A 16,262-nucleotide genomic window follows, 5' to 3' on the forward strand; every position below is an offset into this window, starting at 1 on the left:
AATGTTCAGAAATATGATGAAATCAAAGATCCATAAAGCTAGGGTTACTGAAGCCAACCTGAATTATGTGGGAAGCATAACGATAGACCGCAGCCTGATGGAGCAGGCCGATATTCTGGAAAATGAGAAAGTTCAGGTCGTTAACCTGAATAATGGAGCAAGGCTGGAAACGTATGTTATTCCAGGAGAGGAGAATTCCGGAATGATCTGTCTAAATGGAGCAGCAGCCAGGCTGGTTCAGGTCGGGGATCAGGTGATTATTATTTCCTATGGGCTGTTTTCCGATGAAGAAAGCAAAGGATATACACCGAAAATTGTTTTTGTCGACGAAAAGAACCAGCCGGTCAGAATCGATGATGTTGAAGTGCACGGCGTACAGGCTTGACACATTTTATGTCGAAGAATAGAATTAGAAAAAGGTCTACGAGCGAAAGGAGCGGCTGATAATGGATAATGACGAACGCAAAGATCAGCTGATCAATGATATAAATGCTCTGCGCAAGCAAAGAAAAGCGGTAATTCTTGCCCATTATTACCAGCCGAGGGACATTCAGGATATTGCGGATTTTGTCGGAGATTCACTTCAGCTCGCCCAGCAGGCTGCCCGGACAGATGCGGATGTCATCGTATTCTGCGGGGTCCATTTTATGGCAGAAAGTGCTGCAATCCTATCCCCGGAAAAGACTGTCCTGCTTCCAGAACCTTCGGCCGGCTGCCCAATGGCTGACATGGTCGAAGCAAACCGGCTCAAAGAAGCGAAGACCAAATTGCCCGGTGCAAAGGTGGTCTGTTATGTTAATTCATCCGCAGAGGTGAAAGCCGTAAGCGATATTTGTTGTACATCATCCAATGCAGAGAAAATTGTTCAATCTCTTGGAAAAGAGGAGATCCTGTTTGTGCCTGACGGCAACCTCGGCGGATATATTGCAGCCAAAACGAACAGAAAGATTAACCTGTGGCCGGGATTTTGTCCGACCCATCACAGACTCGCCAGGGAAGATATCTTAAAGGCGCGGGAGGAACATCAGGGAGCAAAAGTTCTGGTTCATCCTGAATGCCGCGAGGAAGTCTGGCGGGAAGCCGATTATGTTGGCTCTACTGCCGGAATTATTAAGTATGCAGAAAATTCAACGGACACCGAATTTATTATTGGAACGGAATGCGGCATTTTGCATGAACTTACTAAACGCTGTCCTGGAAAACAATTTTATATGGCTTCAGCGCATATGATCTGCCCGAATATGAAAAAGATCAGCTTGCAAAAGGTCAAGGATACCCTTTCAAACATGGCACCGGTCGTTACTGTGTCAAAAGAAATCAGAGAGAAGGCGGTCTGCGCGCTGGAAAGAATGCTGGCCGTCCAATAATGAACATATGATATTGAGGATGAGTAAGAGATATGAATGAGAATGACTATCTGATTCCCTGGGACAAGGATAAGCTTGAGATCTTCCAGACAGAAGTGCTTATTCTCGGAAGCGGAATTGCGGGATTGTTTGCAGCAATCAAACTTTGTCCCAAATATGAAGTAACCGTTCTGACCAAGAAAGATGTGATGGCAAGCAACACTGAGCATGCTCAGGGAGGTATTGCCGTTGCTCTTAATGAGGATGACTCTCCTGAATTTCACTATGGCGATACCATTAAAGCCGGAGCAGGGCTATGCAACCTGAAAGCAGTCAAGATCCTGGCTGAGAAAGGACCGGAGTGTGTCAGTAAGCTGATTGATTTTGGCACCAAATTTGATGAAAGCAATAATAAACTGGATTTTACGCGGGAAGGTGCCCACAGTAAAAGCAGGGTACTGCATGCTCACGGTGATGCCACCGGCGGAGAAATAGAACGTGCCCTGGTAGAAGTTGTGCATTCCAGCCCGATTACCGTTAAAGAAAACTATTATTTAATTGATTTTGTTAAGAACAGTAAAGCAGAGGTTTGCGGAGCTCTGGTGCTTAACAATATTACCTTGGCAATGGAAATATGGCTGGCTAAAGCCATTATCCTGGCCACGGGCGGTGCAGGTCAGATGTATAAGCATACGACCAATCCTGCGGTTGCGACAGGAGATGGAATAGCTGCTGCTTATCGGGCAGGAGCCGAACTTATGGATATGGAATTTATTCAATTCCATCCTACGGCCCTGCTGCTGCCGGGAGCGCCCAATTTTTTAATTTCGGAGGCAGCCAGAGGAGAGGGAGCTGTACTGGTAAACTCACGCGGAGAACGTTTTATGGAGGGTGTTCCCGGTAAAGAGCTTGCTCCGAGGGATGTTGTATCAAGGGAGATATGGAAGCAGATGCAGACAGGACAGGTCTATCTCGATTTCAGCCCGATGGGACACTCCAAAGTCGAACAAAGGTTTCCAGGAATCCATAAAACCTGTCTGAATTATGGCGTTGATATTTCTACAGATCCGGTACCGGTTGGCCCTGCTGCGCATTACTTAATGGGCGGAGTCCGCATCAATGAATTTGGTGAAACGAATTTGCCAAATCTTTTTGCTTGTGGTGAATGTGCCTGTAATGGCGTTCATGGTGCCAACAGGCTCGCCAGCAACTCCTTGTTGGACGGATTAGTATTTGCTTCAACCATTTCTGATACAATCAATCAGAAGATTGGCGAAATGCCCAACCCGGAAGATGTTTTGCCGTATGAAGGCTGCCCCGATGAATGTGATGTCCGGGATTCCGCTGCAGACCCGGCTAATCTGAAAGAAGAACTGCAGAATATTTTATGGGATAAAGTCGGAATCATTCGGGATGAAGAACATTTGCGGCAGGCCCAGGCGGAATTAAATCAATTGATGGAACGGTTTAACCCCCATTCTGAAGTATCGGAACTCGAGCTTGGCAATATGCTTGCGATTGGAATGGTGATTATCAAGGCTGCTTTGGCACGTGAAGAAAGCAGAGGGGGCCATTTCCGACGGGATTTCCCGAATGCGGAGGAACACTGGCAAAAGCATTCTGTCTATATGAGGGGGGATTATCATGTTCGCTACGTTTCAATATGAAGAATTGATTGAACGTGCTTTAAAAGAAGATATTGGTACCGGAGATCTCAGTACGCTGATCATTCCTAAAGATTACCAGAGTGAAGCCAGAATCTATGCCAAAGCACATGGGATTATCTGCGGCCTTTTTATTGCTGAGATGACCTTTAAGAAGATAGATCCGTACATAGACGTTCAGATGCAGGTTGAAGACGGAGACAGTATCGGACCAGGGACCCTGATCATGAAAATTAATGGTTCACTGGCAGGAATCCTTCAAGCTGAAAGAACTGTACTTAATTTCATTCAGCATCTTTCAGGAATATCTAGTATTACCAAAAGATTTGTCGAACTTGTATCTGATTTAGGCGTTAAGGTCACAGATACGCGCAAAACGATGCCGGGTATGAGAAACCTGCAGAAATACGCTGTCAGGGTCGGCGGAGGAACGAACCACCGTTTTGGTTTGTATGATGCCGTTATGCTTAAGGATAATCATCTGGACGCAATCGGAAATCTGGCTGAGGCTGTTCAAAAAATCAAAACAAAAGTTGGCCATATGGTTAAAATAGAGGTTGAATGTGAAACGCTGGAACAGGTACGGGAAGCCGTTCTGAGCGGCGTTGACGTGATTATGCTCGATAATATGTCCCTGCAGGATATGAAAACAGCGGTTCAGTATATTAACCACCGGGTTGTCGTAGAGGCGTCCGGAGGAGTTAGGGAAGACACAGTGCGTCAAATTGCTGAGACGGGAGTGGACATTATTTCAGTAGGCAGGCTTACGCATTCGGTCGAAGCGATTGATTTTTCAATGGTCGTTGATGATTTCAAACCATCTATTCAGAAGCACCTTCATTCTGCTGAAAAAATATAATCTGGCACTTATCCGGTTCTAAAGGGAGGCGGGTACAATGATTTTGGTCATCGATATCGGGAATACGAATATTGTACTTGGTGTTTACCAAGACCGTGAGCTTATTCATTACTGGAGAATTTCCACGGAAAAAACAATACATCGGATGAATATGCGTCGACAATTAAGAATTTATTCAGTTTTCACGATTTGTCTTTCAGCAATATATCCGGGGCTATTATTTCTTCGGTTGTACCACCTGTGACGCCTGCGCTGGAACGGATGATCAAAAAGTATTTCAGCGTAACCCCGATTATTGTTGGTCCAGGCGTTAAGACCGGTATTTCCATTAATATTGATAATCCAAGGGAACTTGGGGCTGATAGGATTGTAAACGCTGTAGCTGCCTATGCCAAATACGGCGGGTTAATAATTATTGTTGATTTTGGCACGGCAACAACTTTTTGCGCTGTCAGTGAAAAGGGAGAGTACTTAGGGGGAGCGATTGCGCCTGGAATCGGGATTTCTACTGAGGCACTCTACCAGAAAGCCTCGAAATTGCCTAAAGTAGAGATTGTTAAGACCAAAAACGTTATCGGCAAAAATACAGTCAGCGGTATGCAAGCGGGAATATATCATGGATTTTGCGGACAGATTGACCGTATTGTCGAGCTGATGAAAAAAGAACTTGGCGGAAAAACTAAAGTCATTGCAACCGGGGGTCTGGCTGAACTGATTGTCGGGGATTCCAAAATGATCGATATTATTGATCCTTTTTTAACGTTGGAAGGACTTTTGTATATTTATGAAAGAAATCTGCGGTAATTGTATATGTTGAGGTAAAAATGAAATTAGGGAAGTATCATTTGTCAGAAAAGCCTGTTTTTATGGCCCCGATGGCAGGGATAACGGATAAGGCCTTTCGGGAAATCATCCGGCTTACAGGCGGCAAATACGTCATAACGGAAATGATCAGCGATAAAGCCCTGCTGCATCATAACGCCAAGACATTTAAAATGCTTGATCTTAAAGGAGAAGAAGAACCCCGAATTGTTCAGCTTTTTGGATCTGAACCTGTCCCAATGGCCAGAGCAGCTGAAATAGCTGAAACATATGGAGCTGATATCATAGACATTAATATGGGATGTCCGACACCAAAGATTGTGAAAAATGGTGAAGGAGCATCCCTTCTTCGAAACATTCCGTTAGCGATAGAAATTGTCTCCGAAGTGGTAAAGGCTGTGAGGGTTCCTGTTACCGTTAAAATCCGCCTGGGATGGGATAGTTCCACTATCGTTGCGCTTGAACTGGCGCCAATGTTAGAGCAGGCAGGAGTCAGCATGCTGACAGTTCATGCCCGGACCAGAGAACAATATTATTCCGGCAAGGCTGACTGGGAATGGATCAGTAAAATTAAAGCAAGAATTGGCATACCTGTGATTGGGAATGGGGATATTCTATCTCCGGAAGATGCGCTGAAAATGGTTCAGCTTACCGGATGCGATGGAGTCATGATAGCGAGGGGAGCTTTAGGAAATCCGTGGCTGATTGGCAGATCCCAATATTATCTCGATACGGAAACACTTCCACAGGAACCTGACAATAGAGAAAAACTTAGAATACTTATTCAGCATTTTGAAAAGATTATTGAATATAAAGGCGAAAGAACCGGTGTACAGGAGATCCGCAAACACGCTTCCTGGTATATCAAGGGTATGAGGAAAGCAGCAGAGTACCGGAACCAGATCATGAAAATCAAAAGTTACCAAGAAATGAAGACGTTGTTTTCAGGCATTTACTCGATGGAATGCCCGGACCATTAATCCGGCTATCAAAATATTAAGTAAATTTGCTTGACAATAAAATGGAGGTTCCTTATAATCTCATCTTTGACACTTTAAAGAGCAAAAAAGCCTGGAACCCCTTGCAAACAAGGGAAATCCGGGCTTTTACATTTTTAAAAAAGTGAGTAATGTTTTTATGACTTTGTACTTTTGAGAATTTTTTTCATCTGACTGGTACTGACGATCTGATAGTCGGTACGGAAACCAAAGATATTGTGTAAAGCATCTGTAAAATCGGTTCTGGTATAGGTCGGAATATAACCTTCACCTTTAACTTCAAAGAAATTCATATCCTTTAATCCTTGAATAATCTCGCTACAGGTATATTTTTCTTCAAGCTTCTTTTCAAGAAAACGGTAGAGGATCAAAGACATAAAACACGTGGTGAAATGTGCTTTTATTCGATCATCACGGCTTAAGTATGCTGGTCGGGCTTTGAATTCGCTTTTCATAATTCGGAAACACTCTTCAATCTCCCAACGCCTTTGGTTCACTTTGATGATTGCCGCTGCTTCGTCTTCAAGGTTAGTACAGACGGCATAGAAACCGTCAAACAGCTCTTCTTTGGCAACCAGGTCAGTGTTAATACTGTACAATTCATTATCTGCTACCTCACCGTCATCCGTACAGTATCTTTTTTCAATAAATCTTTTATAATCATTAGCATTGCATTTCTTTAACTTCCCCGGGTTTGAAGCCATTGTTTTTCGGGCACGTTCTATTTGGGAATCACGGATTTTTCGCTGATAATTTCGGTATTTCAAAGAAAAGGTCACAATAAGCTTCTGCTCCAGATCGTTTTCTTTGATCCAGCGCTCTTTATAAAAAACTTTATCTTTATCCGTATTCTCATCAAGTTCTGTAATATCATAGCTTTTACGTTCACCGAAAAGTTTCCAACCGGTAGAATCCAGTGCCCATTCCATGAGGTGTTTCTTCAGTTTTTTTATTGATTGGGTGGTAATGAAAGCCCGTTCGCCTTCGTTATTGAATTCCCGGTTCTTTTGAGAAGCGAGACCGGCATCCGTACAGACGATAAACTTGGAAAGTTTAAAATCAGCCAGGATTTTTTTCTCCAAAGGTCTTAGCGTCAGCTGCTCATTAGTATTGCCATTAAAAAGATCAATAGCGATGGGAATACCGTCACCGTCCATAAACAGCCCCATCTGGACAATGGGATTTGGGCGGTGTTCTTTTGATGCCCCATACTGCTTAAGGCCTTCTTCCTCCTCAATTTCAAAGAAATAATTCGTACAGTCATAATAAAGCACACCGGTATTGCGTTTGGAAATTTTCAGACTGTTATTGTAAAGGGAAGACTGGATAAAATCAATTTCTTTAGCAATGATTTCAAGCGCCCTGTAGATGTGTTGAAGCTCGAAATTGGGCTGTTCAATAAATTTTTTGGACAGCTCAAGGGTTGCCAGCTTAGAGGCAGGGAAAATAATCCTGGCATAAAGCAGCCTGGACAAAATTGAATTAAGATCAAAAGAAAATTTATATTTGGTGGAGAGTTCTTTGCAGATCCGATGTAACCCGAGCTCGTGATATATTTTCTGAAGGAAAAGGTAGCCGCCGTTAAAGAAACGCTGTTCATCTCTAGCAATGATTTTGGAAGGAGAATATTTGACTAAGACATCCCGCTGTTCCTCTTTTTCTTTTTGGTTCAGATCTGCAATATACTTTTTTGCCCATTCGATAGGATCTTCACCGTTTAGTTTCTTTTCCAGTTCAGCAAGTGTTCCCAGTTTTTCGACCATTTTTGAAGTATGTACACCATTCACGTAAATTGATTTCGTAACATAAAGCGATGTGGCATTTTTAGATTTAGATAGCGTAAGTTTCATAACAAACACCTCCATACCCTTATATTATAACACATTACCACAAATTGCTCAATACTAAATAGCAATAATTTGACGATTTTCTAACAAAAAAAGCCCTGTTTTCAAGGCTTTCAAAGATTTTAATATTTATGCAAGTGTCAAAGACCCGGGTATGAGGAAAGCAGCAGAGTACCGGAACCAGATCATGAAAATCAAAAGTTACCAAGAAATGAAGACGTTGTTTTCAGGCATTTACTCGATGGAATGCCCGGACCATTAATCCGGCTATCAAAATATTAAGTAAATTTGCTTGACAATAAAATGGAGGTTCCTTATAATTACGAGTATTAAAAAGCTAGGAAGAGATTTACAGCGTATATTTTATTTTACTTGTGTATATAATGTCTCACATAAAAGGATTCAAAAAAATTACCTCATAAGAAAAAGAGGGAGGGGTATTTTTTATGCCCGAAAAAGAAGTCATTTTAACGCTTGATGGTTTGAAGAAACTGGAAGAAGAACTGGAGATTCTAAAGACCCAAAGAAGGAGAGAAGTTGCTGAAAGGATTAAACAAGCCATTGAGTTTGGAGATATATCCGAAAACTCAGAATATGAAGATGCTAAAAATGAACAGGCTTTTATTGAAGGCAGGATCATTACTCTCGAGAAAATGCTGAGAAATGCCAGAGTCATTGACGACAATGATGAAAAAGACCATGTTGCCATAGGAAGTACAGTGCTGTTAAAAGATGTTGAATACGGGGACGAAGAAGAGTATACCATCGTCGGCTCGGCAGAGGCAGATCCGGCAGTCAATAAAATTTCCAATGAATCACCGGTTGGCAAAGCTGTTCTTGGACAAATTAAAGGCAGCGTTGTTGAGGTTAATGTTCCGGCAGGAATGCTTCGTTATGAAATTGTAGATATCCGTTAGTTTATTTGCTGCTTTCTATTAAAAAATTTGTTCGTTCAATGGTCCATTTCAACAAAATGAAGCTGAATTTTAGCCCGTAATACCGCGTGATGGTGTTACGGGCTGGATAGTGTTTACAGGGTATTGGTATTATGTGAACACTAAATCTACATGTTTCCGCTGGTTAAATTTTTGTATGACTGCGTTGCCCTTCATTTCCTTGCCATCCGAAAATTTTCCTCAACGGTTTACATGTGTTTTAGAGCTGATAAGGTACTAGTTGGATAGCCTTGTTTGGTATAATATAGTATTGAACTGAAACAGATGTTGGGGGAAAAAACGATGGAAAATCTGGATATTAATGAACTGATGCGTATTCGCTTGGACAAGCTGGACAATCTCAGGGCGAAAGGTATTGAGCCCTATGCGGACCATTACTTGAGAACCCATTTATCACAAGGCATTATCGAGAATTTTGATGAGCTGGAAGGGCAGGATGTCAGCGCAGCCGGAAGAATCATGTCCAAAAGAGATCAAGGGAAAGTTCTTTTCGTGCACATTCAAGACCTTCAGGGGAAAATCCAGATCTATATTCGGGTTGATGCGTTCGGCGAAGAAATGTTTGACACGATAAAGACGTTTGATATTGGTGATATTATCGGCGTCCGCGGCAGCGTTTTCCGTACCAAAAGAGGCGAGATTTCAATAAAGGCTGAGGATATTACATTGCTATCAAAATCGCTGAGACCGCTGCCGGAAAAGTTTCATGGGCTTACCAACGTCGATATCCGTTACCGTCAGCGTTATCTTGATTTGATCATGAATGCAGAAGTGAAGGAAACATTTATCACCAGAAATAAAATTATTAGAACGATGCGTGAATACCTGGAAGAGAAAGGATTTCTGGAGGTTGAGACGCCTACGCTGCTTCCGATCGCAGGCGGCGCGACTGCAAAGCCTTTTATTACGCATCATAACGCGCTTGATATGCAGTTATACATGAGGATAGCTCTGGAACTTCCGCTTAAGAGGCTGATTGTGGGCGGTTTTGAAAAGGTATTTGAAATTGGCCGTAATTTCCGGAATGAAGGAATTTCGATTAAGCATAACCCTGAATTTACCATGATGGAACTATATCAGGCTTATGCAAATTATGAAGACATTATGAACCTTACAGAGGATATGATCGTTTATATTGTGGAGAAAGTTCTTCATACCCAGGAAGTTACTTATCAGGGTGAAAAGATTAATTTCGCGAAGCCCTGGCGCCGCTTGCCGATGCTTGACGCAATTAAAGAGTATGCTGGAATAGATTTTACCCAAATTGAAACCGATGAAGAAGCCAGAAAAGTTGCCATGGAGAAAGGGCTGCAAATTAATGCCCTGGAAACCAAGGGCAAAATTATCAATGAGGTTTTTGAAGAATTTGTTGAACCAAAACTTATTCAACCAACTTTTATCATCGGTCATCCTGTAGAAATTTCTCCTCTTGCTAAAAGGAATGCAGAAAATCCTGAGTATACGGACAGGTTTGAGGTATTTATTTATGGTAGAGAGGCAGGAAATGCGTTCTCGGAGTTAAATGACCCCATTGATCAGAGAGGGAGATTTGAAAAACAGGTTCTGGAAAGAGAAAAGGGTGACGATGAGGCGCACATGATGGATGAAGACTTTCTTCAAGCGCTTGAATATGGACTTCCGCCTACAGGCGGACTTGGCATTGGGATTGACAGGCTCGTCATGCTTCTGACAGATTCAGCCTCTATCAGGGACGTTATCTTATTTCCTACCATGAAATCCAGAGAAGATTAATAAAGATGAATATTTAATTAAGAAAATGATTATCCTTTAGATATTCGTAGAATTTTGTAGAAAAAACGAAGCATTCTTGACCTAGTGATGTTTAAACTGGGATAAAGATGCTTGAAAGGTACCGGTAACTTTGTTATTATAACTAAGCGCTCGGGACACAGCGAGCCAAAAGGAAATCAAGGTCATTGAAAACTGAACAACAAGAATGAATTAAAAGCTAGACTCGTCAATGAATTTTTGGTAAACAAACGAGCTGAATCAAGCTCCGTAAATAGTTTTTATGGAGAGTTTGATCCTGGCTCAGGACGAACGCTGGCGGCGTGCCTAACACATGCAAGTCGAACGGAGATAGTTAATGAAGCTTGCGATTTAGCTATCTTAGTGGCGAACGGGTGAGTAACGCGTGGGTAACCTGCCCTTAAGACCGGGACAACAGCTGGAAACGGCTGCTAATACCGGATGTATTGTCCGAGAGGCATCTCTTGGAGAAGAAAGCTGGCCTCTGAAAATGCTAGCGCTTAGGGATGGACCCGCGTCTGATTAGCTAGTTGGTGGGGTAGCGGCCTACCAAGGCGACGATCAGTAGCCGGCCTGAGAGGGTAAACGGCCACACTGGGACTGAGACACGGCCCAGACTCCTACGGGAGGCAGCAGTGGGGAATCTTCCGCAATGGACGAAAGTCTGACGGAGCAACGCCGCGTGTATGAAGAAGGCCTTCGGGTTGTAAAATACTGTTGTTAGGGAAGAACGGCATCTGTGTAAATAATGCAGGTGATTGACGGTACCTAACGAGGAAGCCCCGGCTAACTACGTGCCAGCAGCCGCGGTAATACGTAGGGGGCAAGCGTTGTCCGGAATCATTGGGCGTAAAGGGCGCGTAGGCGGCAATATAAGTCTGATGTGAAAGTGCGGAGCTTAACTCCGTAAAGCATTGGAAACTGTATGGCTTGAGGACAGGAGAGGAAAGTGGAATTCCACGTGTAGCGGTGAAATGCGTAGAGATGTGGAGGAACACCAGTGGCGAAGGCGACTTTCTGGACTGTAACTGACGCTGAGGCGCGAAAGCGTGGGGAGCGAACAGGATTAGATACCCTGGTAGTCCACGCCGTAAACGATGAATGCTAGGTGTAGAGGGTATCGACCCCTTCTGTGCCGCAGTTAACACAATAAGCATTCCGCCTGGGGAGTACGGCCGCAAGGTTGAAACTCAAAGGAATTGACGGGGGCCCGCACAAGCGGTGGAGCATGTGGTTTAATTCGACGCAACGCGAAGAACCTTACCAAGGCTTGACATCCAACTAATCCCGTAGAGATATGGGAGTGCCCTTCGGGGAAAGTTGAGACAGGTGGTGCATGGTTGTCGTCAGCTCGTGTCGTGAGATGTTGGGTTAAGTCCCGCAACGAGCGCAACCCCTATATTTAGTTGCTAACAGGTAAAGCTGAGAACTCTAGATAGACTGCCGGTGACAAACCGGAGGAAGGTGGGGATGACGTCAAATCATCATGCCCCTTATGTCTTGGGCTACACACGTGCTACAATGGACGGTACAGACGGAAGCGAAGCCGCGAGGTGAAGCAAATCCGAGAAAGCCGTTCTCAGTTCGGATTGCAGGCTGCAACTCGCCTGCATGAAGTCGGAATCGCTAGTAATCGCAGGTCAGCACACTGCGGTGAATACGTTCCCGGGCCTTGTACACACCGCCCGTCACACCACGAAAGTTTGCAACACCCGAAGCCGGTGGGGTAACCGTAAGGAGCCAGCCGTCGAAGGTGGGGTAGATGATTGGGGTGAAGTCGTAACAAGGTAGCCGTATCGGAAGGTGCGGCTGGATCACCTCCTTTCTAAGGAGAACCGATTGAAGCTAGACTTCAATCTACTCCAAGGTCGGTACTTAGAGTAAAGCAGTGCAAACTGGACTGACTCTCAAGTAAGGTGAGTTTAGCAATTTATTTCTTGTTGTTTAGTTTTGAGTGACCCTGGGGGTATAGCTCAGCTGGGAGAGCGCTTGAATGGCATTCAAGAGGTCGCCGGTTCGATCCCGACTACCTCCACCATTAAAGCTTCATTCAGTGATAAAGGTGACTCAAAATTTTTTTGACTATATTTAACGTTATAATACGGTAAGTATGGAAAAAAATAAGGATTGCAAAGTAGAAACAGAAATGTTAAACTGACGATCCTGCTGCAGAAATGTGGTCAATCAAATCGGAAGTTAAAATGTTAATGCCATCCGTGGCGCATTTTAACTTAGCGCCATCCATGGCGCAGACGTTCTTTGTCGCTCCTTGCCATCCATGGCATCGCGACACTCGAACATCCTTGTTCTTTGAAAACTGCACAACGAGAAAAGCAGAATGCGAAATGCGAAAGTAAAGACAACGAAATGGCGTTCAAATTCTAAAGCGCAAAAACTTAAGGTTTTGGCGTGTGGCGAATTTGAACTTAGGAGCATCTATGCTCCGTCAGGTAAGAATTACTAAGCGCATAGGAGACATTCAAATCATCTATAACAAGTCGAGGAAGAACCAGAAGGTCAAGATATAAAGGGCATACGGTGGATGCCTTGGCGCCAAGAGCCGAAGAAGGACGCGGTTAACAGCGAAATGCCACGGGGAGTCGTAAGCAGGCATAGATCCGTGGATGTCCGAATGGGGCAACCCATCCAGAGTCATATTTGGATATCCTGTACTGAATAAATAGGTACAGCGAAGGCAAGTCGGGGAACTGAAACATCTAAGTACCCGGAGGAAAAGAAAGAATAATCGATTCCCAGAGTAGCGGCGAGCGAAACGGGACTAGCCCAAACCGGTCTCTTCGGAGGCCGGGGTTGTAGGACTCTCAAAACGGGTCAGTGTTTTTAGCTGAAGCGAACTGGAAAGTTCCGGCATAGGAGGTAAAACCCCTGTAAGCGAAAAGAAGACTGACTTAGAGAGTATCCTGAGTACCGCGGGACACGAGAAACCCCGTGGGAAGCAGGGGAGACCACTCCCCAAGGCTAAATACTACTTGGCGACCGATAGTGAACAAGTACCGTGAGGGAAAGGTGAAAAGCACCCCGGGAGGGGAGTGAAATAGAACCTGAAACCGTATGCTTACAAGCAGTCAAAGCGTTTAGGCGTGATGGCGTGCCTTTTGTAGAATGAACCGGCGAGTTGTGATATGCAGCGAGGTTAAGTATTTAAGATACGGAGCCGAAGCGAAAGCGAGTCTAAATAGGGCGACTAGTTGCATGTTGCAGACCCGAAACCGTGTGATCTACCCATGGTCAGAGTGAAGGTGAGGTAAAACTCATTGGAGGCTCGAACTCACTGTCGTTGAAAAGGCAGGGGATGAACTGTGGGTAGGGGTGAAATGCCAATCGAACACGGAGATAGCTGGTACTCCCCGAAATAGCTTTAGGGCTAGCCTCAATGGATGAAATACGGGGGTAGAGCACTGAATGGGCTAGGGGCTTAAAAGTTACTGAACCCTATCAAACTACGAATACCGTATTTTTAGAAGTTGGGAGTCAGACTGTGGGGGATAAGCTTCATAGTCGAGAGGGAAACAGCCCAGACCGACGGCTAAGGTCCCAGAGACTACGCTAAGTGGAAAAGGATGTGGAACCGCAGGGACAACCAGGATGTTGGCTTAGAAGCAGCCACCATTTAAAGAGTGCGTAATAGCTCACTGGTCGAGTGGTTCTGCGCCGAAAATGTAACGGGGCTCAAGCGTAGCACCGAAGCCGCGGCATACAGAGGTCAGATGACAGAGACCAGAAGTCGGAAAGAGGTAAAAGATGATAGAAAGCTATCGTGATCTGAGGGTATATCAGATTGCATATAAGCTAGCACTAGAAATTCATCGAATAAGCCAAAGATTTCCTGACTTCGAAAAGTATGAGATTGGGAGCCAAATAAGATAACAGATGACAGATGACAGAAGCCAGAGGTCAGAACGAGAATCTGACATCCGGCATCTGGTATCTGGATTCTGGAATTACAAATGGCCCAAGGATCAAAAGAAGAAACGAAGGTCTTGTTAGAGATAGTGAAAGATCTAGGTTATATCCAAGAAGAAGAGTATAAAGAATTGTTTAACAGATATGATGAGTTAGGCAAGCAACTCTATAAGCTTCATCAGAATTGGGAATAATCTGGCTTCTGGAATCTGTCATCTGACTTCTGAATGGGTAGGGGAGCATTGTCACAGCGTAGAAGGATAACTGTAAGGTTTACTGGAGTGGTGACAAGAGAGAATGCCGGTATGAGTATGCGAAAAGGAAGGTGAGAATCCTTCCCGCCGAAAATCTAAGGTTTCCTGGGGAAGGCTCGTCCGCCCAGGGTAAGTCGGGACCTAAGCTGAGGCCGAAAGGCGTAGGCGATGGACAATTGGTTGAAATTCCAATACCACCATAAATCGTTTGAGCGATGGGGTGACACAGGAGGATGACCTGAGCGTGCTGTTGGTTATGCACGTCCAAACATCAAGTGGGTGCTGTAGGCAAATCCGCAGCGCTAAACCGTGAGATGTGATGGGGAGCGAAAATAAGTAGCGAAGCGGGATAGTTCATACTGTCAAGAAAAGCCTCTAGTGAGAAATGTGGTGCCCGTACCGCAAACCGACACAGGTAGATGAGGAGAGAATCCTAAGGCGCGCGAGAAAACCCTCGTTAAGGAACTCGGCAAAATGACCCCGTAACTTCGGGAGAAGGGGTGCTCTGGCAACAGAGCCGCAGAGAAATAGTCCAGGCGACTGTTTAACAAAAACACAGGTCCCTGCAAATCCGTAAGGAGAAGTATAGGGGCTGACGCCTGCCCGGTGCTGGAAGGTTAAGAGGAGAAGTTAGCGCAAGCGAAGCCTTGAATTGAAGCCCCAGTAAACGGCGGCCGTAACTATAACGGTCCTAAGGTAGCGAAATTCCTTGTCGGGTAAGTTCCGACCCGCACGAAAGGCGTAACGATCTGGACACTGTCTCAACGAGGGACTCGGCGAAATTGTAATACCCGTGAAGATGCGGGTTACCTGCGACAGGACAGAAAGACCCCATGGAGCTTTACTGCAGCTTGACATTGGATTTTGGTATAAAATGTACAGGATAGGTGGGAGGCTTGGAAGCCAGTACGCCAGTATTGGTGGAGCCGCCGGTGGGATACCACTCTTTTTGTACTGAAGTTCTAACCTAGGCCCCTGAATCGGGGTTGGGGACAGTGTCAGGCGGGCGGTTTGACTGGGGCGGTCGCCTCCTAAAGAGTAACGGAGGCGCCCAAAGGTTCCCTCAGCGCGGATGGAAATCGCGCGAAGAGTGTAAAGGCAAAAGGGAGCTTAACAGAGAGACAAACAAGTCGACCTGGTACGAAAGTAGGGCTTAGTGATCCGGTGGTTCCGAGTGGAAGGGCCATCGCTCAACGGATAAAAGCTACCCTGGGGATAACAGGCTTATCTCCCCCAAGAGTTCACATCGACGGGGAGGTTTGGCACCTCGATGTCGGCTCATCGCATCCTGGGGCTGTAGTAGGTCCCAAGGGTTGGGCTGTTCGCCCATTAAAGCGGTACGTGAGCTGGGTTCAGAACGTCGTGAGACAGTTCGGTCCCTATCCGTCGCAGGCGCAGGAAATTTGAGGAGATCTGACCCTAGTACGAGAGGACCGGGTTGGACGGATCACTGGTGTACCAGTTGTCTCGCCAGAGGCATAGCTGGGTAGCTATATCCGGAATGGATAAGCGCTGAAAGCATCTAAGTGCGAAACCAGCTTCAAGATGAGATTTCCCACAGAGTTAATCTGGTAAGACCCCTGAAAGATGATCAGGTTGATAGGCCGGGAGTGGAAGCATGGTGACATGTGGAGCGGACCGGTACTAATAGGTCGAGGTCTTGACCTTTAGATTCCTAGATTGATGATTGAATGCATGAAGCTGATTTGTTGTGCAGTTTTGAGAGAACGAGCTAGAAGCACGGGAAAGATTAAAGAAGGAATCGGTAAGCCGATTCCAACTAGATCGAACCTTGAGCTTCAAACCTCGAGCCTCGAAAAGA

General features: G+C 45.0%; 8 protein-coding genes, 1 tRNA gene, 2 rRNA genes and 1 pseudogene. 11 read left to right on the plus strand and 1 reads right to left on the minus strand.

Translation table 11 applies throughout. From position 1 onward, the window contains the following. Nucleotide 1: 1 nt before the first annotated feature. The 6 genes and pseudogenes from panD to dusB all read left to right on the plus strand — a co-directional run bounded on the left by panD (nt 2) and on the right by dusB (nt 5,671). Nucleotides 2–385: an aspartate 1-decarboxylase gene (panD, locus tag DEHRE_RS01035; protein WP_015042360.1), complete on the plus strand. Its 384-nt coding sequence runs from the start codon at nt 2–4 to the stop codon at nt 383–385. Nucleotides 386–446: 61 nt separating this feature from the next. Continuing rightward, nucleotides 447–1,367: a quinolinate synthase NadA gene (nadA, locus tag DEHRE_RS01040; RefSeq protein ID WP_025204993.1), complete on the plus strand. Its 921-nt coding sequence runs from the start codon at nt 447–449 to the stop codon at nt 1,365–1,367. A gap of 32 nt (nt 1,368–1,399) precedes the next feature. Next, the gene (gene nadB / locus DEHRE_RS01045) at nt 1,400–3,013 is read left to right on the plus strand and encodes an L-aspartate oxidase (RefSeq protein WP_019224805.1); all 1,614 of its coding nucleotides are present in this window, start codon (nt 1,400–1,402) and stop codon (nt 3,011–3,013) included. Continuing rightward, on the plus strand, nt 2,991–3,869 hold the full coding sequence (gene nadC / locus DEHRE_RS01050; RefSeq protein ID WP_019224804.1) for a carboxylating nicotinate-nucleotide diphosphorylase: 879 nt from the start codon (nt 2,991–2,993) through the stop codon (nt 3,867–3,869). The genes nadB and nadC overlap by 23 nt, the downstream gene beginning before the upstream one ends. A gap of 37 nt (nt 3,870–3,906) precedes the next feature. Continuing rightward, nucleotides 3,907–4,673: pseudogene (locus tag DEHRE_RS01055) on the plus strand (type III pantothenate kinase). A 20-nt stretch (nt 4,674–4,693) separates the two neighbouring features. Then, entirely contained in the window at nt 4,694–5,671 is a 978-nt protein-coding gene (gene dusB, locus DEHRE_RS01060) for a tRNA dihydrouridine synthase DusB (RefSeq protein ID WP_025204995.1), read from the plus strand. Between the two features lie 155 nt (nt 5,672–5,826). Here the strand turns inward: dusB and DEHRE_RS01065 are convergent, their stop codons facing one another. Further along, nucleotides 5,827–7,539: an IS1634 family transposase gene (locus DEHRE_RS01065; RefSeq protein ID WP_019226929.1), complete on the minus strand. Its 1,713-nt coding sequence runs from the start codon at nt 7,537–7,539 to the stop codon at nt 5,827–5,829. 443 nt (nt 7,540–7,982) lie between these two features. Between DEHRE_RS01065 and greA the strand changes: the two genes are divergently transcribed. The 5 genes from greA (at nt 7,983) to DEHRE_RS01090 (ending at nt 16,108) form a co-directional block, all read left to right on the plus strand. Further along, nucleotides 7,983–8,453 carry a transcription elongation factor GreA gene (greA, locus tag DEHRE_RS01070; protein WP_019226924.1) on the plus strand — a complete coding sequence of 157 codons (471 nt, stop codon included), beginning with the start codon at nt 7,983–7,985 and terminating at the stop codon, nt 8,451–8,453. Nucleotides 8,454–8,774: 321 nt separating this feature from the next. Next, entirely contained in the window at nt 8,775–10,244 is a 1,470-nt protein-coding gene (gene lysS, locus DEHRE_RS01075) for a lysine--tRNA ligase (RefSeq protein ID WP_019226925.1), read from the plus strand. Nucleotides 10,245–10,521: 277 nt separating this feature from the next. Then, nucleotides 10,522–12,087, plus strand: a 16S ribosomal RNA gene (locus DEHRE_RS01080). A gap of 137 nt (nt 12,088–12,224) precedes the next feature. Then, a tRNA-Ala gene (locus DEHRE_RS01085) sits at nt 12,225–12,300 on the plus strand. A gap of 477 nt (nt 12,301–12,777) precedes the next feature. Continuing rightward, nucleotides 12,778–16,108: ribosomal RNA gene (locus tag DEHRE_RS01090) — 23S ribosomal RNA — on the plus strand. Together the 16S and 23S rRNA genes with 1 tRNA gene alongside form the textbook arrangement of a ribosomal RNA operon. The last annotated feature ends 154 nt before the right edge of the window (nt 16,109–16,262 follow it).

Origin of the sequence: Dehalobacter restrictus DSM 9455, assembly GCF_000512895.1 — a bacterium.
Classification (GTDB): Bacteria; Bacillota; Desulfitobacteriia; order Desulfitobacteriales; family Syntrophobotulaceae; genus Dehalobacter; species Dehalobacter restrictus.